The following is a 21,948-nucleotide window of genomic DNA, read 5'->3' as shown; positions in this document are numbered from 1 at the left end:
CTCTAAAAATTATACATCACCATTAACAGAAAGCGGTGATTGGTTGCACTATTTGTATCGTCATAAAGTCCATCCGAGAAATCAAAATTTCCAGCTCCCCAATCTGCCGTTGTCATTTCATATTCGGCAACAAACTTTAAGTTTTTAATATTATAAGCCATATAGGTTGAGGCTCGCGACATATTTTTTAACGACGTTGCCAAACCAGCGATTTTGGCGCTTCCACCAAAATCATATAACGGATCAACCGTACCCAGGTTTCCGGCAACTCCGGCAAACAATCCCAACTGTACTTTCGTACCATAAACCAGATTAAATAAAGCACTGTAATTGTTGTAATTGGTATAGGTCATTTCTCCGGTGGTTGTGTTGTAGCTTTTGGCTCCGTATCCACCCAACATTAGCATATTTGCCATATTCTGCCCGTACAATCCTTTGGCAAGTAGATACAATTTATCCTTTTTATAAGCCAGGTAAGCCATTCCCACCAAACTGGTGTTTAATTCTTCTGTAACATAGCCCATATCGGTAATCGACATTGGTTGAATAGCATTAAACTGTCCGGCAATTCCGGCAGTTACCGCACCTTTACTGTGGTTAATCCCAATTACCAACTCAGGAATTCCGGCATTACGTTTTGCCAGGTTTTTGCTGTTGCTGTTTGGTGCTGCGTAAAATCCACGCGAAACATATTGTTGCTCGTAAAGTGCTGTAAACGAAAATGTAACATTGCCTGTTCGGTAATCAAAGTCAATTTGTGGCGAACGGTTAAACGGATTAAAAGGTGCTCCTGTATTCAGGTTACCAACCTGAGGAAAATTACCGCCCATTCCGTTCCACAATGGGTGCCAGGTTTGCCCCACCAAAAGCGATACGTTTTCCCAATCGAGTTTTACGAATGCTTTTCGCAACCGTAATACTTCCGGATATTCGCTTACAATTCCTGCAAAGTCGGTTTCAAAATTGGCCGATGATTTTGCCCCGAACAGTTCAGGACCGCTGATATTAAAACCAAAACGTGTGGCCATAGCCGTGTAATTGGTCATTCCGTTTTTATTGATTTCTTTTCCCGCAGGATCTAATCCAGCATAAGCCGGGAACAGATAAAAATTGTCCATTGCAGCATTGATACCTTTGTAAGAATCATGGTAGAATTCGCTACGAATAAATCCGTAGACCTCGGCTTTAAATTGTTTTTCCTGGGCAAATAATCCTGAATAAAACAGGAACATGCTACAAACTATAACTATAAGTTTTTTCATTATGAGATGATTAGTTGTTTTTGTTGATTGAATAGATTGATTACCCGAAGTTCCAGAATCAGTTCTTCGGGTTAGAACAGAAGTAATCTAATAAGAAATAATATGTTGCTGTCTCAAACACGAGGTTCAAAATTAGCAATTTTAGAGGCCTGCCCAACGCTATGCTTGCAATTTGAAGCTAAATCAAGCTTATTTATTTTGATTTCAAACTATACATAAAAAAACCCGTTCTCGAACACTTGTCCGGAACGGGTTTCTTATTGTGATGGTTATGATTTTTTTATTTGTTTGCCATTGCAAAATCAAGTCCGGCTTTAAAAGCTTTCCGATTCATTTCGACCACAGCCTCGCCTTTTCTACTGAAAATATGTGCAATTCCGGCTTCTATTTTTTCCGGTTCAATATTCAGAAAAGGAGTAGCAGCCCCCAACATCACCACATTCGATGCACGTTTGTTGCCAATTTCTGCCGCAATTTTATCTGCATCGATAGCCACAAAACGCGGTTGTTTTTTTATTTCTGCCAAAACAGCATCAACATCCGGGTAATTCGGGATATTAACAAAAGGGGTGGTGTTTGTTACCACATAACCTTCGGGCGATAGAAAAGGCAGGTAACGCAAAGCCTCCATCGGTTCCACCGAAAGTATCAAATCGGCTTTCCCCATTGGAATAAGATCGGCAGCAATTTCACTGTCGGAAATACGCAGGTGCGACTGCACCGCGCCGCCACGCTGGCTCATCCCATGTGTTTCAGCCTGTTTTAAAAACAAATTTTCGTTAATGGCTGCATCGCCAATTATCGATGCGATGGAAAGAATTCCCTGTCCGCCAACTCCGGCTAATATAATATCTGTCTTCATTTCTACTTATTTAGTGGGGTTATCTTTCATTTTCTTTTCCTTGCGCAATCGTTTTGCCGCTGCCTGAATACATTCGCGACGAAAAACAATTACCGAAACACCTTCGTAAGCAATTTCTTCTTCGAAAGTTTCCACCATCAGATCGTGGTATTTTTTCAGCGGTGTTAATACGCGAATATGATTTGGATCAACACCAACTCCGGTACAAATGCTTTCGATCTTTCCGAGTGCTGATGACTCCTGACCACCAGTCATCGATACCGATTCGTTATCGGAAATAACAACTATGATATTTGCCTCATCGTTAACGGCATCCAACAAACCAGTTATTCCGGAGTGCGTAAAAGTAGAGTCGCCGATAACAGCCACGGCAGGAATCAAACCTGCATCGGCAGCGCCTTTTGCCATGGTAACCGAAGCCCCCATGTCAACACACGAGTAAATACTTTTGTATGGTGGCAAAGCACCCAGCGTGTAACAGCCAATATCAGAGAAAACGCGCCCTTTGGTGTATTTATCCAGCGCTTCATTTAACGATTTGTACATGTCCTGATGACCGCATCCCTGGCACAATGCCGGCGGGCGATTTACTACCAGTTCCGGAACATCGGCACCCAATTGTGTTTCTTTTCCCAGTGCTTTTCCAACAAGGTCGGCATTCAATTCACCATCGCGTGGCAAAGCCCCACTTAAGCGTCCCGAAACCTGAATATCCTTTTTAAACACTGCTTTAATGTGCTCTTCCACCACCGGATATCCTTCTTCCAATACCAGTACCTCTTCGCAATGTTTGGCCATTTTATCCAAAAACTTTTGCGGAACCGGGTATTGCGACAATTTCAATATTGTATATGGACAATCGTCTTTCGGATAATTTTCTTTGAGGTAATTGTATGCGATTCCACAGGCAATAATTCCAAAACTTTTGTCTTCGCCTTTGGTGTATGTGTTATATTTCGATTTTTTGGCTGTCTTCTCAAACAGCTCCTGTTTTTCAAGCAGTCCTTTGTATCTTCGTCGGGCAATCGCCGGCAACAACACAAACTGACTTGGATCCGATGGTAAAACCATATCGTTTTCAGCCAGAACTTCGCTGCGAATAACTCCAGCACGCGAATGTGCCAAACGGGTTGTAATACGCACCATCACCGGAACTTCCAGCTTTTCGGAAAGCTCAAATCCTTCACGCACCATGTCGTAAGCTTCCTGCTGATTGCTGGGTTCCAGAATCGGTATCATGGCAAATTTACCATAGAAACGCGAGTCCTGCTCGTTTTGCGACGAGTGCATCGAAGGATCATCGGCAACGGTAAGAACCATGCCTCCGTTTATTCCGGTAATTGCCGAGTTAATAAACGCATCGGCGGCCACATTTAACCCCACATGTTTCATACAAACCATGCAACGTTTTCCGGCATACGACATACCCAAAGCGGCTTCGTAAGCTGTTTTTTCGTTGGCCGACCATTTACTGCGAATACCTTTTTCTACTGCCTGTTCACTCTCCTGAATAAATTCAGTTATTTCTGTTGAAGGAGTTCCGGGATAGGCATAAACCCCTGAGATTCCACCATCGATGGCTCCCTGCCCAATAGCTTCAACTCCTAAAAATAGATTCTTTTGCATCTTGGTTTAATTTTCGAAGCCAACAAAAGTATGAATTTGAGGGTTGTATACAACCAGAATTGTCATGTTTTGCAAAATTGCCAGACAATTTACAAAACAGAAGCCCGTCCAAACTCAACTAACGATTTATGCTAAAACACATTGCACTTGTCTTATTTAAAATCATTACAAAATAGTATCTAACAAAATAATAATTGTGTGATTTTGTAACAACTGTTACAAAATTTGGTACACACTTATTTGATATTTGCTCTCAGAATAAACCGAATTTATGGCTATGCTAAGGAGACTTTTACCACCTGCGAAATGGAGATTACCAGTATTAATAATAACAAGTATTTTTGTTGGTCTCATCATTTTTATCTTTTATATTTCAAAAGCACATTCCTATCTTTCAGACAATCCTGCAACATGCACCAACTGCCACATAATGGCTCCGCAATATGCCACCTGGAACCACAGTTCGCATCGCGAGGTGGCTCATTGTAACGACTGCCACGTACCGCATAATAATGTATTTAATAAATACTATTTTAAGGCAAAAGACGGCTTACGCCATGCTACCATATTTACTTTGCGCAAAGAACCTCAGGTAATTTTTATTCACGAAGCGGGACAAAAAGTAGTGCATAATAACTGTATACGTTGTCATAAGCAACAAATTACCGATCCTAAACTTGCCTCATCGGTTCACAACCATACTGCACATATGCAGGACCGCCCTTGCTGGGAGTGTCATCGAGAGATACCACATGGCCGGGTAAACAGTTTGTCGAGCGTACCCAATGCTCGGGTGCCGCTACCTGAAAGTCCTGTTCCCGACTGGTTAGAATCGTATATAAAAAACAACTAAAAATAATTCTTATGACTACAAAATCAAAACGCCATCCTTTACTCAACTGGGGAATTTTTCTTGCAACTATAGTTGTGGTATTTCTCCTCGGACTGCTAGCTTCATCAATTCTGGAACGACGAACCGAAGCAGCTTATGTGAATGTTCCAAAAACCGATATCGACCAGTTTGATCCACGAAACGAAGTGTGGGGCGAAAATTACCCGCGCGAATATCAATCGTATTACGGAACTGCCGATACATCTTTCAGAACAAAATATAATGGCAATGCCATGATTGATATGCTGGAAGTTGATCCACGTATGGTTGTTCTGTGGGCCGGATATGGTTTTTCAAAAGATTACAACCAGGGCCGCGGACACTATTATGCCGTTACCGACCTACGCAACACCTTACGAACCGGCGCTCCCGAAGGACCAAAAGATGGGCCGATGCCATCGACATGTATGACGTGTAAAAGCCCCGATGTTCCGCGCCTAATGAACGAAATTGGGGTGAAACAATTTTATACCGGAAAATGGGCCGAGTTGGGAGCAGAAGTGGTGAATCCGATTGGATGTGCTGATTGTCACGATGCAGAGACGATGAATTTAAGAATCTCGCGCCCGGCACTGATAGAAGCCTTTGAAAGAATGGGAAAAGACATTACCAAAGCAAGCCATCAGGAGATGCGCAGTTTGGTGTGCGCGCAGTGTCATGTGGAATATTATTTCAATAAAGAAACAGCGCCCGGAGCCAACTACCTCACCTTTCCGTGGGATAATGGTTTTTCTGCCGAGGCCATGGAAGAATATTATGACAACATGGAGTTCTCGGACTGGACACATGCATTGAGTAAAGCTCCAATGTTGAAAGCACAACACCCGGGATACGAAATTTATATGACCGGAATTCATGCACAACGCGGTGTTTCATGTGCCGACTGCCACATGCCTTACAAAAGTGAGGGTGGTCAAAAATTTACCGATCATAAAATGCAGTCGCCACTGAATAATATTGCCAACTCGTGCCAGGTTTGCCACCGCGAAGAAGCAGGCACTTTAATGGCCAACGTATACGAACGTCAGGATAAAATTATTGAAAACCGCGACAAGCTGGAAGAGCTGATCGTTAGAGCTCATGTTGAAGCTAAAAAAGCATGGGATCTGGGAGCTAACGACGAACAGATGACAGCTATTTTGCAAGGTATTCGCCACTCGCAATGGCGCTGGGATTATGCAGCTGCCAGCCATGGTGGTTCGTTCCACTCGCCTCTTGAAACGGGAAGAGTAATCAGCACAGCAATTACCATTGCACAGGAAACCCGCATAAAACTGGCCCGTTTGTTAGCCGAACTTGGGTTTAACGAGGAAGTGCCCTACCCCGATATCTCGACCAAAGCAAAAGCTCAGGAATTTATTGGTCTGGATATGGACAAACTAAAGTCGGAAAAACAAGAATTTTTAAAAACTGTTGTTCCCGAATGGGATAAAGAGGCAGAAAAGCGCGAAAAAGGGTACGATATGACTACATCTTTGCAGGACTAATGGCCTGCAGTATTCTCCGGATGACGCTAAATTCGTTAAATAGTGTCATCCGGTGAATTCTCACTTCCACAAAAAATAGTTCAAAAACAACACAAGCTTACTAAGATGAAAAGATTTAAATACATCGGATTGATCGTATTGGGTGTTTTTATTGCCCAATTTTCAAAAGCACAATTCACGTTATCGGGGGAATTCAGACCACGAACAGAAATGAGCCACGGTTATAAAAATTTGGCTTTTGAAGATCAGGATGCTTCAACAATAACGGCACAACGCACCCGCTTAAATGCCGGTTTCTCAAACGAATTTATAAAAACCGGCCTGGTGCTTCAGGATGTACGCCGTTGGGGAAATCAGCCACAGCTGGTTAGCAACGAAGATTATGCAGTATCCGTTCACCAGGCCTGGGCAGAGGTACTTTTCTCTCCGGAGTTTTCACTGAAAGCCGGAAGACAGGAATTGGTATACGACGACTCGCGTATTTTAGGAAATGTGGGCTGGGCACATCAGGCACGCTCGCACGATGTGGCATTGTTTAAATATGAAGAAGACATTAAACTGCATTTTGGTATTGCACATCACGAGAACGGCGACTTAACCAACAGCGATTACGACGGACCGGATGCCTATAAAGATATGCAGTTTGTGTGGTTTAACAACTCGTGGGAGAAGGCTTCATTAAGTTTGCTTTTGCTAAACAACGGCATACCAACTTTGGAAAATGGTGAGCAAAAAACAAAATTCAGCCAGACAATTGGAGGCCGTGTTTCCGGTAATATTGGAGGGGTAAAAGTGGCTTCAAACCTGTATTATCAAACCGGTGAACATATTTCCGGCCGCGACATTTCTGCATTAAACTTTCTGGCCGAAGCTTCGATGGATGCTTTTACGCTGGGTTTCGAGCACCTTTCAGGAACTGATTTCGGCGAATCGGATTATAAATCCTTTACTCCATTTTACGGAACCAACCACAAATTCAATGGTTTTATGGACTATTTTTTTGTGGGTAACCACATGGGATCGGTTGGTCTTAACGACTTGTATTTGAAATACAAATACAGCAAAGATAAAATTGGGTTTAATGCGCACTTGCATTATTTTGCGGCAGCTGCAGATATTGCTGCCGATGCTGACAAATATCTTGGAACCGAACTGGATCTTTCCTTGTCGTGGGCGGTAAATCCTATGGCAAATATTTCGTTTGGATTCTCATCAATGTTTGCAGGCGATTCGATGGAGATTTTAAAAGTTGGCGACAGTTCGGCTACTCATTACTGGGGTTATGTAATGCTTTCGGTTACGCCTTCGTTTATAAAATAAAATTAACTATCCACGAATTTCTAACCTACCCCTCGTTTGCACCATAAATCCGCGGGAGTTGGAGAAGTGGTGCAACATCAATTATGTTTCCCATTTTGTACCAATTGTTACAATATGATTTACAAATGTTAAACATATTTGCGGAACAAAAACAACAAAATGGCCCGTAAAAGACTGATAAAAACATTCAAAAAACTACATAAATGGCCGGCAATTGTTATTGCCTTTATTGCCCTACTCTTTGCTGCATCGGGAATTGTGATGAACCACCGGCAGTTGTTTTCCGGTGTAGATGTTTCGAGCAATCTGCTGCCCAAAAACTATCACTACAAAAACTGGAACCTGGCAGCAGTTCGCGGTTCTATCCATCTGGATGATACTGTTTTAATGTTTGGGAATATCGGTGTTTGGAAATCGGATGATGAGCTTAAAACATTTGATGATTATAACCAGGGATTTCCGAAAGGAATCGACAACCGAAAAATCTATTCCATCGTTCAGTATAAGGACATACTTTTTGCCGGAACGCATATGGGATTATACAAACGAAGTGACGTAAATGACAGCTGGCAAAAACTGGAAATTCCGGTAGAAAAAAAACGTATTGCCGACCTGGAAATCAAAGACAATAAACTGTTGGTGCTCACACGTAATTATTTGCTGGAAAGTACCGACGGGCAAAACTTCAAAAAAATACAATTACCCGAGCCGGTAAATTACGAACGTAAAACCGGTTTATTCAATACCTTTTGGGAATTACACAGCGGAGAGTTATTCGGACTGGCCGGAAAACTGTTTGTCGATTTGCTGGGACTGGTAACCATTCTGCTCTCGATAACCGGGTTGCTGCATTTTTTCTTTCCGAAAATTATTAAACGCAGGAAGAAAAGAATTCAGGAGCAGACGGGAAAAGATCACCCCTTCCCCCTCAAGGGGGTAACCGGAGTAACAAATCTTCCGGAGATAAGGTTAAGAATGCTTCTATCAACAAGCTGGTGAAAACAAAAAAGCAAAACCTGCACTGGCACAATGTGGTGGGCTATGTTTTTGCCCTATTTCTGCTGATCAATACATTTTCGGGGATGCACCTGCGGCCACCATTGTTAATTGCCATTGCGAGCAAACAGGTTGGTATTATTCCGGGCACGCATCTCGACAGCCCAAATCCGTGGTTCGACAAACTGAGGCGTATACACTGGGATGCGGCCAACCAGCGTTATATCTTTTCCACTACCGATGGGTTTTATTTTGCAGAAGAAAGTCTGAGTAAAAAACTTACTCTTGCCCCATCGCAACCACCGGTTAGTGTTATGGGCTGTAATGTGCTTGAGCCACTTGGAGCAGATTTTCTTATGGTGGGATCGTTTAGCGGGATGTATGTGTGGAATCCGCAAACAGGAATGGCAGCCGACTTTTTTAGCGGCCAGCCATACCGCGCCCCGCAAGGAATGGTAAACCCAATTGGCGCAAACACCGTTGCCGGATTTGTACAAAGTAACAAGCGTAGCTGGTGGTTCGATTACAGCGGTGGTGCTATCGAACTAAATGCGCAAAACGAAAAAAGTACGTTTAGCGCCATGCCCGATGAAATACGAAAAGCCGCGCCGATGTCGTTATGGAATGTAGCACTGGAAATACACACGGGGCGTATTTTCGAGCACCTCGTAGGTAGCTTTTATATTCTGTTTGTACCGCTGGCCGGCATCTGTCTTATGCTGGTAATCATCAGCGGATTCTTTCTTTGGTGGATGGTATTTCGTAAAAAGAGAGAAAAGCGGATAAAATAATATTCTATCTTAGCGATTAATTGAAAAGCTTCTTCGCAGGGCTATTAACAACACACAATCGCAATAACATGGATTACATCAACATCAATAAAAAACTTTGGGACAATAAAACGGACATTCATTATAAATCGGATTTTTACGATGTTAACGCCTTCATAAAAGGCAAAGATTCATTAAATCCCATTGAACTTGAATTGTTGGGAAATATCGAGGGAAAAAAGATCCTTCACCTGCAATGTCATTTTGGACAAGACACTATTTCGCTGGCTCGACACGGCGCCCAGGCAACAGGAGTTGATTTTTCGGAAAAAGCTATTGAAAAGGCGCGGCAACTAAACGAACAGCTTGGTACCGACGCACGGTTTATTCAAAGCGATGTTTACAAATTGTCGGAAGTGCTGAATGAAAAGTTTGATATCGTATATACGTCGTACGGCGTAATTGGCTGGTTGCCCGACATGAAAAAGTGGGCAACAATGATTGAGCACTTTTTAAAACCCGGGGGCAACTGGTGTTCGTGGAGTTTCATCCCATTGTTTGGATGTTTAGCTACGATTTTAAACGGGTGGAGTTTGACTATATGGAATCGGAAGCGATTGTAGAAGAACTGGAAGGCACCTATACCGATAGTGATGCGCCGATAAAGGGGAAGTCGGTTTGCTGGAACCACGGACTCAGCACCGTTATCAACTCGTTGATAAAAGCCGGACTCACACTTACCGACTTTAAAGAATATAACTATTCACCCTACGATTGCCTCGAAAATTTAGTTGAGGTTCAAGAAGGGAAATACAAAATTAAAGGGCTGGAAAATAAGTTTCCTTTGGTGTATTCGGTTAAAGCCGTCAAGAACCAGTGATACCCTCACTCGGACCGAGTGAGGGTATCACTAGCCAGAGGTCAATCGTCAGCCCTTTTCTCCTAAAAGTATTTATCCAATTTTATTCACCTGCTTTGTTTTACATAGTATTTATTTTTACTTTTATCTTTCCTTTTCACCCGGCGACACAGGAAGAAGATTCAGCGGGGCAGAGCCGCCCGGAAAAAATTTATTATCCGTTGGTAACATTTACAAACACTTATAAATAATTACAAACGAATATTTAATTGATAATCATTGAATTAAAAGATATTATATCAATTATAGCTATAAGCGAAATAAGAGTAATACACATACGTCAGCAACCATAATAACACACTCTTATGAAGTAAAAAAACATTGCCCATGAAAATCATGAACTACGTCTTTCTTTCCATACTTCTTCTTGCAACTGCGGTAAACCATGCTGCTTTAAGTCAGCCTTCACCTGATAAGATAAACTTTATAAGACAAGGTGTGCAACGAATGATATTTGATGAAGATCAATCCATTCCGTTAGCAAAACTAGAGCCTGCAAATATTGTTGGATTATCTGCGATGCATCCTGTAAGTAATTATTCTACAGAACATGCTGATGTTAGTATTCATGAAGACAAACTGCTTATTAAGTCTGATAAAGAAACCCAAACAGGAATATGGTTCGGAGGTTTTAATCCTTTTGCCACCTACACGATCGAACTGGCTTCCACATCTGGAGAAGGCGAAATTGGAATTGAGTTTTCAGACGCCAGCAAGAAAGAACAATTCTTTATTAAGGTAGAATTTAATGATTCATTACTCACCGGAGTAAAATTAAAAGTGCTAAAAGATTTTAAGGTTGTAGTTGACCAATCGATTGCCGTAAACCTTGCCGAGCATAAAAAGATTGAAAGCAAAATAATTCTTCAACTACTTGGAAGCGGACTTGTATTGTACATGCAGAACACGGGACTCCCCAAAGTAATTGGGCAAAGGAACTTTAATACCTATGTCGATTTACGTAAAAAGCAGTATATACAGGCTTTTCAATCCAACCTCTTTGTACAACTCAATGGTGGGCGGGTTCAAATTAAAAAGGCTGAAATGGCGCTTACTACGGGGGTTGGCCTGGCCGATATCCGTGCTATTACCTATGAAAACGGAGATCCAATGCTCGATAAAGGAAGGTTATGGTACACCATGTCGATTCGTGGACGCGCTTTACCTCATCACATCCAGGGTGTATTTAGCATGAATCCTACTGTCTTTGATATAAAGTTCGAAGGCATAATAGTATTTGATCGCCAGGATGGTATACTAAGAAATGAAATCGCCACACATTTGTTCTACGACCGAAAAGATAAAATTTGGCGGGGTTTAACTACCGGTTTTAGTGCCTATGCTTATTCGGATAAAGAAAAAAAACAACTGCTTGCCATCGAGAGTGAAACAGATCCTCGCTTTGGTTTCTCGGTAATGAATGCCGTTCCTTTTGGAATGGTTGGAGACATTGAAGACCCACATATTTTGTATGATTCAGAAGCACAAAAATGGAGGATGCTTACATGCGAAAATAACAACGGTTATAAAGCCATTGTTTTGGAATCAGAACATTGGAATAAAGGCTACGAAAAAATAGCCGGGCCGGTCGATCATAATTCAACCGGGACATCCATTCAAAAAATTGGAAATAAATTATATTGCTTTTCAGGAAGTTCAGAACGTAAGATCTTTATATATACTTATCCGGATCTTAAAGAAGCAGGCAGTTTAATGATGGACCTACCGCCATGGGACGATAAATCAGGCTCGCGGGTATGGCCAAATATTGTTCAGTTACCAAATGGCTACCCTTTTCAATACGTTGCATTAATGATGGACAGATTTAATTACCCGGGAATGCAAGGCTCCAATTGGACTTATGGCGCTATTTATTTATATCATGGTTTTGATGATAAATAACCGAACAAGAAAAGGTTTGTAGGTACAAAAACAAATGCCGACATTTCTTCATTTTTAATCATTGGTGTCCGGTAAAAACAATTTTGAATAAGAAGATTGCTTCACTATGTTCGCATTTACGATGCCATAAGATGTTTAGCTTTGGCAGAGGGGTTGGTTAAAACTCTACCCCGAAAGATGAAGAACATAGCCTTGTTTTTAGGGATAAAAACAGGAACTATAGGCTTGCCCACTTTAAAGAATACAACTATTCTCTCAACAATATGCTTAAAATTGAAGAAGGAAAATCTAACATAAAAAGAATTGAAAAATAAGCTCCTTTTCGTTTAAAACAATTGATTTTTTTGCCCTTACCAGACCTTTTCGCCAGGTAACACACGATGAAGAAAGTGTGAAACCACTCAGTGAAGACTCCAACAAAACAATTCTAAAAAAAGATGATCGATAATCCGTTAAGCGCTGACTGCTTTTTCGTACATCAGAATAAAAAAGAACTATATTGCGAAGATAAACGTAAGAATATAAGATGTTATTAATTATTGATAATCAGAGTGCTTTTATAAAGAAATTCAAACGACAATTTCTTTCAGAGCAAGATTTTGACTATGTTTTTTTCGACCATAATCAACCGGTTACTTTATCTGCCAAAACAAAAATTAAGGGTATAATTTTATCCGGCGGAAAAGGTAATCCATATGAACCCTTAAATCTCACATCAAATTATGTGGCATTAATGAACTTTAACGTACCGGTTATTGGCTTTTGTTTAGGGCATGAAATTATTGCAGTTAGTTACAGGGGTAGAATTAAAAAACTTTCGGAATATCATGGAAAGAAAGAAATAATAAGCATTACAAAACCGGAAGATCCGATATTTGAAGGCTTGGAAAAAACAGAAGTATCCTTAGTGAAAAGACATGCATTCCATGTATCGGAATTGCCTGAATCATTCGAGAGTATTGGTATTTCTGATACCTGTTCGAATGAAATTATAAAACACAAAACCAAACCCATATATGGTTTTCAGTCGCACCCCGAAGTATCAGGTGAAGACGGAATGTTAATGGTAAAGAATTTTTTAAAAATTTGTAAGATTATCTAAATGAAAGTAGCATTAATATACAATAAAGACATCAGTGGTGTAATCAACACCTTTGGTATGCAGAACAAAGAGTTCTACAATGAAAAAACAGTTAAAAAAGTGACTGAAAGCCTTGAAAAAGCAGGACATAATGTTGCTGTTTTAGATGGTAACAAGCAAATAATTGACCGACTTGAGAATTTTATGCCCAGCGTAAACGAGGGCGAACAAATGGGTATGATTTTTAATATGGCCTATGGCATACAGGGAGAAAGCCGATATACGCATATTCCCAGTATGCTTGAAATGTTAGGCCTCCCCTATGTTGGCTCATCACCATCGGGGCATGCCCTGGCATTAGATAAAGTTCTAACAAAAATTATCTGGAAAAATAACGATTTACCAACACCTGATTTTTGGGTTTTTAATAGCTACGATGAGGATATGTCGTCGGTGAAGTTTCCGGTTATTGTAAAACCAAAAATGGAAAGTGTTTCTTTTGGTTTAAAGGTAGTTTACGACGTAGATGATTTAAAGGAAGCGGTTCATTTTATTGTAACTGAATTCGGCCAACAAGCATTGGTTGAACAGTTTATTCGTGGCAGGGAGTTTTGTGTTGGATTAATTGGCAACTCACCAGTAGAGCCATTTCCGGTACTTGAGATTGATTTGGAAGGCGACCCCGATGCCATACAAACCGTTGATGACAAGCAGAAAAAACCCAAAAAGAAAGTCTGTCCGGCACATATTTCAGCAGAACTGACTAAGAAGATGCAAAAAATCAGTATTGAAGCATTTAATGCACTAAACCTGCGAGATTTTGCACGTGTTGACATACGCCTGGATGAAGACGACAATATCTACTTATTGGAAATTAATTCAATGGCAAGTCTTGGCCAATCAGGTTCATATCCAACGGCAGCAAAAGTTGCGGGGTACGATTTTGAATCTTTAGTAAACAAAATGCTGGATGTGGCATCGGTGCGTTATTTTACCAATACAATTCCTCAAACCGACAATAAAAAATCCACACCAAAAACAAGTCAAACATCCCGGATGCGTACGTTTGTAAAAACCAGGCAACAACGTACGGAGAAACTGTTGAAGAATCTGGTAGACACAGATACTCATGTAAGAAATGTTGAAGGAGTAAACTACTGCTCGGGTTTAATTAGTACTGAATTAAGTCAACTTGGGTTTACACAAGAAGTATTCCCTCAGCTTGAAGTTGGTAATATCTTGTATTTATCGAATTCATTCAATGAGGAGATCGACTTTCTTGTCATCCAACCTTTGGATAATCGAATTAAACTAGCTAAGCATGAAAATTATAATGAGCAGGAACAACATCTTGAAGGTACCGGAATATGGGAAAACAAAGGTGGTATTGCCGTATTGATAGCAGCATTGCAGGCCTTGAAATTTTCAAGAAACCTTAGAAAGTTAAACATTGGCATATTGTTAATTACAGACTCCTCAATTGACGGAAGGTATTCGAAACCCATCATTCAACAAAAAACAGAAATAGCAAAAACGGTCGTTTCATTAAGTGGCGCGTCAAAAGAAGGAGGGCTAATTCTATCGCGTTCCGGTTCAGCCTTGTATCGCCTGGAAACCAAATTGATTAATAAAACTACCCCGGAAAATGTGTCAGGTACTGCAATGAATTTTAATAAGACATTGGCATCAATTACCGACATTTCACAAAACGACAGCAATAACATAATTGCTCCTTTTAACATTGAATTTAAGAGTAATATTTTTAAAGTGCATGCCTATGGTTCGGCGGGAATAAGTGTTCGGTATAATTCACCGGAAGTATTGGATAAAATAGAACAGAAAATCAAGAAGATAATGCTTACTCAAAAGAGGAGTAAAATTTACCAAATGAAAATTGAGGGAGGTTTAAAGCGTCCGGCAATGTTGGTTTCTGAGAAATCAAAAGACTACTATAAATCAATTGTTGATATCGCAAAACAAATAGATGTTCGAATTACTGAAGAACACCGGTGGAGTTCGGCAGACATCTGTCATATCAAAAAAGACATGCCAATAATTGACGGACTTGGTCCTGTTGGAGAATATTTACCCTCGGAGAATGAAAGAATAGTAAGACATAGTTTAATTGAGCGAGCTTTACTGTTTGCGTTATTATTGCTGAAAAATAAATAAAGAATCGCCAACATTTGAAAACCAGTGACACCCTCACGAGAAGTGAGGGTATCACTAAGCACAAGTTTAAATCTCTTTCTCGCAACTCACCACCAAGGGCAAATGTTTGCCACCAAATGTTTCCTGTTTAAAATTAGCATACAACTGAATGTTTCGGAAACCGGCTTCTTCGAGCAGCTTTTTTAATTCGGCACTTTTTATTGCCAGCAAAGGGGTTTCGTTCGATATGATGCGGTTTTTAGCTTTTATCTCCAGATCGGTTTGAAAACCAATAAGATCAGAATTGTCGGAGAAATGATAACGACGGGTAAACTTAATATTTTGCGTATCGATTACAGGCAATACCTCAATAGGTTCGCTACAAATGTAGTCGTAGTTCAGCAACTGGATCAGCAATTGGCCGCCGGGTTTTAAAACGGTTTTAGCATCTGCCAGCATCTGCAAAACAAGTGCTTCGGAATTGAGATGCACCAACGTATTTCCAAAGCACAAAACGGCATCAAATTGTTGTGGGTTAAAGTCCTGTTTCAGTTCCAGCATATTCCCCTGCTGAAAAGTGAGTTTGTCGTGTTTTTTGTTGTTGATCGCCTGTTGCAGCAAATCTTCATTCAAATCGATACCGGTAACATCTGCCCCACCCGCGGCCAGTTGTGCCGCCAGCTCACCGGTAGCACAGCCAATATCAAGAATATGTTTTTCGTACAGATCACCGAGCTTGTTTTTCACAAACTTCAACTGCATGGGATTAAACGGAAATATCTCGGAATAATAATTAGAAATGGAGGTATAGAAAGTATTTTGAGTATCGGCCATAGGCAAATTTACAAATATTGTTCAACAATACTTTTTACCTCGCTGGCTGGTCGCACACCCATACCGCTCCATTTTAGTTCGCCATCTTTAAACAACATCAGTGTTGGAATGCTTCTTATCTTGTATTTTGAGGCAATATTCGGGTTACGGTCGACATCCACTTTTATGATCTTTATATTTTCTGTCAGTTCCGATTTCACCTGTTTTAAAATAGGCGGCATTTGTTTGCACGGACCACACCAATCGGCATAAAAGTCGACCAAAACCGGACGCTTACAGTTTATAATATTTTTAAATTTAGCTATCATTCTGTTCTGCTTTATTTTTGCGCTTTACAATAAAATCATTTATGGCATCGCCCAACAGGTAACCAATTGCAGCTCCCCATAAAGTACTCCAGTACCACACTGACTTTATCGGGCAGGTACCACTTAAACATCCCACATATTTCCAGTACAGGAAGCCTCCAACGGCACCAACAACTAATAAAATAAGGGACAACTGCTTTTGTTTTATAAACTTCATTTTTATCTCTCTTACAACTTTGAAACAACGACAAGCAATTTTAGTTTTTAAATAAACATTGAAAAAAGTGATTGCAAATAGATTTCACCGAAATCATAACTTTTAGGAAATGTTGGGCTCAATGAAAACGGCTACTTTTGACAGCTTTATAAAACATTATGTGGGCACTATTTGGATTGGCATCGGCCTTATTTCTGGGCATTTACGACATTTTTAAAAAGCAATCGCTTAACAACAACGCTGTTATGCCCGTATTGTTTTTTTCTACCGTTGCCAGCACTTTGTTATTTACCCCTTTTATTATTATATCGTTTAAGTCGCCCGGTCTGCTTGCCAACACCGAGTTGTACGTTCCAACACTTACCGCTTTCGAGCATCTTCAGGTGTTGCTGAAATCGGCCATTGTTGTATCGAGTTGGGTGCTTGCCTTTTTTGCTTTGAAACACCTGCCCATTACCATTGTTGCGCCAATCCGCGCTACCGGGCCACTGTGGACATTAATTGGTGCATTAATTATTTTTCACGAACGTTTGAATGTTTATCAGTGGATAGGAATCGTAATTACCTTGTTGTTTTTCTATCTGTTCTCAACGGCCGGTAAACTGGAGGGCATCAATTTTAAACGTAATAAATGGATCTATTTTATTGTTGCAGGCACGCTGCTTGGCGCCTGTAGCGGATTATACGACAAGTTTATTCTACAACGTATCGACCGCGTAGCCGTGCAAGCCTGGTTTTCGGTTTACCAGGTAGTGATTTTACTGCCTTTTGTTTTGCTGAATGAAAAGATCAGGAAACGCAAAAACATTCATTTTCAGTGGCGCTGGACGATTCCGCTTATCGGGCTGTTTTTGGTTATTGCCGACTACCTGTACTTTTATGCGCTAAGTAACGAAGATGCACTTATTTCAATAATTTCGGCACTTCGCCGCGGAAGTGTTCTGGTTGCTTTTGTAATTGGCGGGGTGCTGTTTAAAGAACAAAACCTGAAAAAGAAAGGCCTGTACCTGGTTGGGATTCTTACAGGGATTTTGCTGATTACTTTGGGAACGGTGTTGTGAGGAAAGCTGCGAACTACGAGCCACCAGCCACGAGCAAAAAGATTGATGGAGATTGATATAAGATTGTCAAATTGGATCAATACAACAATCTATTTTCTCAGTTAAGCTCTCCGGTTTTGTAACTCGTAGCTGGTGGCTCGTAACTCGCAGCTAAACTAAAAAAGCTTCCCACAAACTGCAGAAAGCCTTTTCATCTATTTTAATATCTATTAAAATTTAAACGTCAGTCCTACTCCAAACGATTCCATAAACTGTAAGCCAGGTGAAGGAGAACTCTCGGGATCATCTCCCTGAATTTTTACATCGTTATCGTAAATCATCTGAGTAATCAAATTAGCCGACAGGTAGTCGTTCACTTTCATAATAATTTTAAATGTCCAGTCAACATCAATATTCTTGGGCTGATCCAGGTAGTTTGAAAAAAAATCAACTTTGGTATCCAGTGTTACATTTTTCATAATATCCTTTTTCAACTGAGCTTTTACGGTAGCTCCCAATTCTGCCCTTAAATTATTACCGGGTTCAACACCAAATGCGCCATCGGCGGCCAGGTCATCATCGGTAACAAAAGTAAATTTGCCCGAAACAGGTGCCATCATTACCGAAAAACCATCGGTTTTGTAATCCATACCCAAACCGAGGTTTAGGTAACCCGGCGCCATAAATTTAGAAATGGCATTGTCGGTATCAGGATAATTATAACCTGCAGCAAACTGCGACTTAAAGCTCAACAAACCGGTATAGTACCAGTTCTTTTTTGCCTCTATACCCAGTTTCGAACTGATATCGATCATATCATCCGATTTCCGCAATTCCTGATCTTCTTCTTTTAAAAAACCATAACGAAAATCGAAGGTATTGTCCCAGCTCAGCTTATCCTTTTTGTAATTGGCTGACAGGTTTAACATCATCACTCCCGACATGGAACTTTTTCCACCGGCAGCCCAATTGTTTAACGAAACCTGCGAGAAATTAAGTGTTGTGCTTCCGCTTGTTGTCCAAAGGGTATCTTTTTTTTCTTGTTGTGCAAACGCAAATGCAGGTAGTAAAAATAATAAAATCAGTAATTTTTTCATTTCGAATATTGTTTGGTAATTTATTTGAAATTGAAATTAAGAAAATTAAAACAAAGGTTATAAATAAAAGTTTGTAGACATAACTAAAAGCTAAAAAATCGTTTCAAATTAACTTCATCAGAAACCCGATAATTATTATCCAAAATCAACTGTTTCATTTCCGAAGCAAAATAAGGCACCAACATTACGCCTTTTGTTCCTAAACCGTTAAAGACATATGTATGTTCAAGTTGGGGATGTTTCCCCAACACGGGTCGCCGGTCGGCAACTGTTGGCCGAACTCCTGCCCAATGTTCTTCAATCGTATAATTAACATGAATAAGATCTTTTAAACGTTCAACAATCGATGTTTTCCCTTTTTCAGTTGGCGTATCAGTCAGGTCTTCCCACTCGTAGGTTGAACCAACTTTAAACCGATGATTGCCAATTGGCAACACAAATACACGCCGGTTAATGATATAGTTTTCCGAAAGGTCTGGAGCATAAATCTGCAGCACTTCACCTTTTGCGGGTTGTAATCGTATAAAATCAAACAGTGGATGTGTTTTCAGATGGTGCCCTTCGCAAAACACAATTTTATCAAATTCAACATCCTGAAAAATACGATCTTCAAAACCTTTTCCATCAACAGGAAAATCAGCTTCTATCAACATTTTATTTTGCTGAAAAAAATGCCTGGCTCGATCCAGAAAACGACCGGTATTCAAATATCCCGATCCTTTTACAATTCCATACGTATGTGATTCCTGAAGATAATCAATCGGACAGGATTCATCGACAATTTCAATAAACGGCGCAAATCTTTTATCCGCTTTCCGTTCCTGCCACAGTTCTGTTTCTTGTTCCGACAATGGTTTGATCATCGGTAGATCGAAATAAAAGCGCTCGCCCAGTAATTCTTGCAGTTCGCGGTAACGTTTTTTCATTACCGGTAGCAGTTCGTCTACCATCCAGCTTTTGGTCATTCGCTTAAACACAAGCGGATTTACCATGCCCGCCGCTACTCGCGATGCCGCACTTTTTTGCGGATTGTTGACGATACAAACATCCACACCTGCAAAATGCAACTCAAATGCCAGCACGGTTCCGGCCAATCCCTGCCCTACAATTAAAACTTCTTTCTGTTTCATTTTATGCGAAGCTTTTTGGCTGCCTCTTTTACTTCTTCAACCGGCAATTCACAAGTACCGTTTTGGCATACATAAATCAAATCGGAAGTATGATTAAAACGATCTTTTAGCAGTGGAACGTCACTTTCTGTTTCGGTAAAAGCCCAAAGTACATACGGATAAAAACCATTTTGCATTTTTTTGAGTAACAGCCTGGAATTGATACCACAAACAGCCACCTCAAAGTATGGCGCCGCTAATTTTAATAGTAGCACGCCCCAGTTAGCATAAGCCATTGGGTAATTGATAAAATGCGGCGTTATGTATTGCAACATCTTTTTTGCCGATTCCAGAAACCCGGGCTTGCCATGTATTAAATACAAGCGATGCAGATTATTCGCCATTACCGAGTTGGCAGCCGGAATAACATTATCTTCTTTCTGAAAATGGTTCGTAATCACCGCATCGGTATTAAATCGATTAAAATAGAATAGTTGCTTTTGTTCGTCGTAAAAATGTGTAGAAACATACTCCACCATTTTATCCGTTAAGGCCAGCCACTTTTCATCCCCGGTAACTTCAAACAGCGCAAGAAAAGCTTCCATCAATAGCGCGTAATCTTCCAGGAATCCATCGATAGAAGTGATGTCATTTTTCCAGCTGTGATAAAGTTGTCCGTTTTCCTTCAACAGCTTTTTTTCGATAAACCCGGCATTTTTATGGGCCAAACTTAAAAACGCTTCGTTTTCGAAAGCTTTGTAGGCATCGGCCAATCCTTTTATCACCAATGCATTCCACGATGTCAGGGTTTTATCATCCAACCCGGGACGCACGCGCTTTTCCCGTGCTTTCATCAGGGCATATTTCCATTTTCCAACTTTTATCTGCAGCTCGTGTAAACTTAAACCATGCTTTTCGGCAAATTCTTCATTGGAAATATCGCGCAGCATAATGTAATTATTGTGCTCCCAAAATCCTTTGCTATTTACATTATAATAGTCAGCGAACAAATCATATTCTTCTCCTAAAACTTCCAGAAGTTCATCTTTTCGCCATACATAAAACTTTCCTTCTTCGCCTTCACTGTCGGCATCTAACGACGAATAAAAAGCGCCACTATCGTCCATCAGTTCCCGTTCTACAAAAGCAATTGTTTCGTAAACCACCGTTTTAAATTCCTCTTGCTTAAAATGCTGATAGGCTTTTGAATAAAGACTTATGAGCTGCCCGTTATCGTACAACATTTTCTCGAAATGCGGTACTTTCCATTTCTCATCCACCGAATAACGTGCAAAACCACCACCCACTTGATCGTAAATACCTCCGCGAGCCATTTTCAGCAAAGTGGTTTCAACAAAGCTGAGCACAGACTCATCCGAATTCATAAATCCGTAATAAAGCAGAAAGTCAAGATTTACCGGCATCGGAAATTTGGGTGCTCCTGCCCTGCCACCTTCTTCGTAATCGAAATATTTTTTCCAACCATCAACACCGTGTTGTAACAGTTCATTACTTAAAGAAACCTCGGTTTCCACTTCGGGCATTAACGAAACCTGTTGGATTCCCTCTTGTAAACGAACAGCATATTCTTCTGCCTGACTTCGTTTCCCCTTGCAGAATGCCGCCACTGTTTTTAGGTTCTCCACCCATGTTTCTTTCGGGAAATAAGTGCCACCCCAAATTGGCCTTCCATCGGGCAGCGCAATAACATTTAACGGCCAGCCACCTTGCTGCCCCATCAGTTGCACCGCACTCATATAATAATGATCCACGTCGGGGCGTTCTTCGCGGTCGACTTTAATGCACACAAAATTTTCATTCATTACGGCTGCCACGTTTTCGTCTTCAAAACTTTCGTGTTCCATTACATGGCACCAATGGCAGGCAGCATAACCAATACTTACCAAAATCAATTTGTCTTCGGCTTTTGCTTGTTGAATTAACTCCTCACTCCAGGCCTGCCAGTTTACAGGATTATGAGCATGTTGTAAAAGGTATGGCGATGTGGCATTTATAAGCGCATTTGTATGTGACATAATCAAAATAAATTGTTTAAAACAAGCAGAATTCCGCTT

20 protein-coding genes are annotated in these 21,948 nt (G+C 40.6%); 11 read left to right on the top strand and 9 right to left on the bottom strand.

Features of this window, described 5'->3' with window-relative positions; translation table 11 throughout:
• Positions 1 to 2: 2 nt before the first annotated feature.
• The 3 genes from G0Q07_RS09970 to G0Q07_RS09960 all read right to left on the bottom strand — a co-directional run bounded on the left by G0Q07_RS09970 (position 3) and on the right by G0Q07_RS09960 (position 3,750).
• Positions 3 to 1,262: a hypothetical protein gene (locus tag G0Q07_RS09970; RefSeq protein WP_163345962.1), complete on the bottom strand. Its 1,260-nt coding sequence runs from the start codon at positions 1,260 to 1,262 to the stop codon at positions 3 to 5.
• 280 nt (positions 1,263 to 1,542) lie between these two features.
• Entirely contained in the window at positions 1,543 to 2,124 is a 582-nt protein-coding gene (locus tag G0Q07_RS09965; RefSeq protein WP_163345961.1) for an indolepyruvate oxidoreductase subunit beta, read from the bottom strand.
• Between the two features lie 6 nt (positions 2,125 to 2,130).
• Positions 2,131 to 3,750 (bottom strand): thiamine pyrophosphate-dependent enzyme, encoded by a 1,620-nt coding sequence (locus G0Q07_RS09960; RefSeq protein WP_163345960.1) that lies wholly within the window; start codon positions 3,748 to 3,750, stop codon positions 2,131 to 2,133.
• Positions 3,751 to 4,027: 277 nt separating this feature from the next.
• Here G0Q07_RS09960 and nrfH point away from each other — a divergent pair, with 277 nt between their 5' ends.
• The 10 genes from nrfH (at position 4,028) to G0Q07_RS09915 (ending at position 15,289) form a co-directional block, all read left to right on the top strand.
• Positions 4,028 to 4,603 (top strand): cytochrome c nitrite reductase small subunit, encoded by a 576-nt coding sequence (nrfH, locus tag G0Q07_RS09955; RefSeq protein WP_246222867.1) that lies wholly within the window; start codon positions 4,028 to 4,030, stop codon positions 4,601 to 4,603.
• Positions 4,604 to 4,614: 11 nt separating this feature from the next.
• Complete coding sequence (gene nrfA, locus G0Q07_RS09950) at positions 4,615 to 6,129, top strand: ammonia-forming cytochrome c nitrite reductase (RefSeq protein WP_163345958.1); 1,515 nt, start codon at positions 4,615 to 4,617, stop codon at positions 6,127 to 6,129.
• A gap of 105 nt (positions 6,130 to 6,234) precedes the next feature.
• Entirely contained in the window at positions 6,235 to 7,449 is a 1,215-nt protein-coding gene (locus tag G0Q07_RS09945; protein ID WP_163345957.1) for an alginate export family protein, read from the top strand.
• A gap of 159 nt (positions 7,450 to 7,608) precedes the next feature.
• Positions 7,609 to 8,448 (top strand): PepSY-associated TM helix domain-containing protein, encoded by an 840-nt coding sequence (locus G0Q07_RS09940; protein ID WP_163345956.1) that lies wholly within the window; start codon positions 7,609 to 7,611, stop codon positions 8,446 to 8,448.
• Positions 8,445 to 9,236: a PepSY domain-containing protein gene (locus tag G0Q07_RS09935; RefSeq protein ID WP_163345955.1), complete on the top strand. Its 792-nt coding sequence runs from the start codon at positions 8,445 to 8,447 to the stop codon at positions 9,234 to 9,236. The genes G0Q07_RS09940 and G0Q07_RS09935 overlap by 4 nt, the downstream gene beginning before the upstream one ends.
• A gap of 68 nt (positions 9,237 to 9,304) precedes the next feature.
• Positions 9,305 to 9,838, top strand: a complete 534-nt coding sequence (locus tag G0Q07_RS09930) for a class I SAM-dependent methyltransferase (protein ID WP_203532496.1) — start codon at positions 9,305 to 9,307, stop codon at positions 9,836 to 9,838.
• The gene (locus G0Q07_RS20260; RefSeq protein ID WP_203532495.1) at positions 9,817 to 10,095 is read left to right on the top strand and encodes a hypothetical protein; all 279 of its coding nucleotides are present in this window, start codon (positions 9,817 to 9,819) and stop codon (positions 10,093 to 10,095) included. The genes G0Q07_RS09930 and G0Q07_RS20260 overlap by 22 nt, the downstream gene beginning before the upstream one ends.
• A gap of 366 nt (positions 10,096 to 10,461) precedes the next feature.
• A complete protein-coding gene (locus G0Q07_RS09925; protein WP_163345954.1) occupies positions 10,462 to 12,036 on the top strand; it encodes a hypothetical protein in 1,575 nt (524 codons plus the stop codon).
• Positions 12,037 to 12,562: 526 nt separating this feature from the next.
• Positions 12,563 to 13,138, top strand: coding sequence for a glutamine amidotransferase-related protein (locus G0Q07_RS09920; RefSeq protein WP_163345953.1), 576 nt, complete (start codon positions 12,563 to 12,565; stop codon positions 13,136 to 13,138).
• Positions 13,139 to 15,289, top strand: a complete 2,151-nt coding sequence (locus tag G0Q07_RS09915) for an ATP-grasp domain-containing protein (RefSeq protein WP_163345952.1) — start codon at positions 13,139 to 13,141, stop codon at positions 15,287 to 15,289.
• A gap of 66 nt (positions 15,290 to 15,355) precedes the next feature.
• Here G0Q07_RS09915 and G0Q07_RS09910 read toward each other — a convergent pair whose 3' ends face one another.
• Genes G0Q07_RS09910 through G0Q07_RS09900 form a run of 3 tightly spaced genes read right to left on the bottom strand, consistent with a single transcriptional unit; the run spans position 15,356 to position 16,627 of the window.
• Positions 15,356 to 16,102: a class I SAM-dependent methyltransferase gene (locus tag G0Q07_RS09910; protein ID WP_163345951.1), complete on the bottom strand. Its 747-nt coding sequence runs from the start codon at positions 16,100 to 16,102 to the stop codon at positions 15,356 to 15,358.
• Between the two features lie 8 nt (positions 16,103 to 16,110).
• Positions 16,111 to 16,410, bottom strand: a complete 300-nt coding sequence (gene trxA / locus G0Q07_RS09905; protein ID WP_163345950.1) for a thioredoxin — start codon at positions 16,408 to 16,410, stop codon at positions 16,111 to 16,113.
• A complete protein-coding gene (locus G0Q07_RS09900) occupies positions 16,400 to 16,627 on the bottom strand; it encodes a DUF6132 family protein (RefSeq protein ID WP_163345949.1) in 228 nt (75 codons plus the stop codon). Before G0Q07_RS09900 ends, trxA begins: the two co-directional genes overlap by 11 nt.
• 158 nt (positions 16,628 to 16,785) lie before the next feature.
• Between G0Q07_RS09900 and G0Q07_RS09895 the strand changes: the two genes are divergently transcribed.
• Positions 16,786 to 17,688, top strand: coding sequence for a DMT family transporter (locus G0Q07_RS09895; protein WP_163345948.1), 903 nt, complete (start codon positions 16,786 to 16,788; stop codon positions 17,686 to 17,688).
• Between the two features lie 209 nt (positions 17,689 to 17,897).
• Here the strand turns inward: G0Q07_RS09895 and G0Q07_RS09890 are convergent, their stop codons facing one another.
• From G0Q07_RS09890 to G0Q07_RS09880, 3 genes are all read right to left on the bottom strand, one after another.
• Positions 17,898 to 18,764: a DUF3078 domain-containing protein gene (locus G0Q07_RS09890; protein WP_163345947.1), complete on the bottom strand. Its 867-nt coding sequence runs from the start codon at positions 18,762 to 18,764 to the stop codon at positions 17,898 to 17,900.
• A gap of 83 nt (positions 18,765 to 18,847) precedes the next feature.
• Positions 18,848 to 19,894, bottom strand: coding sequence for an NAD(P)/FAD-dependent oxidoreductase (locus G0Q07_RS09885; RefSeq protein WP_163345946.1), 1,047 nt, complete (start codon positions 19,892 to 19,894; stop codon positions 18,848 to 18,850).
• Entirely contained in the window at positions 19,891 to 21,909 is a 2,019-nt protein-coding gene (locus tag G0Q07_RS09880) for a thioredoxin domain-containing protein (RefSeq protein WP_203532494.1), read from the bottom strand. The genes G0Q07_RS09885 and G0Q07_RS09880 overlap by 4 nt, the downstream gene beginning before the upstream one ends.
• Positions 21,910 to 21,948 lie beyond the last annotated feature (39 nt).

This window comes from Draconibacterium halophilum (assembly GCF_010448835.1).
GTDB lineage: Bacteria > Bacteroidota > Bacteroidia > Bacteroidales > Prolixibacteraceae > Draconibacterium > Draconibacterium halophilum.
The sequence above is the reverse complement of the archived record's forward strand: the minus strand, read 5'-3'. Positions and strand labels throughout refer to the sequence as shown.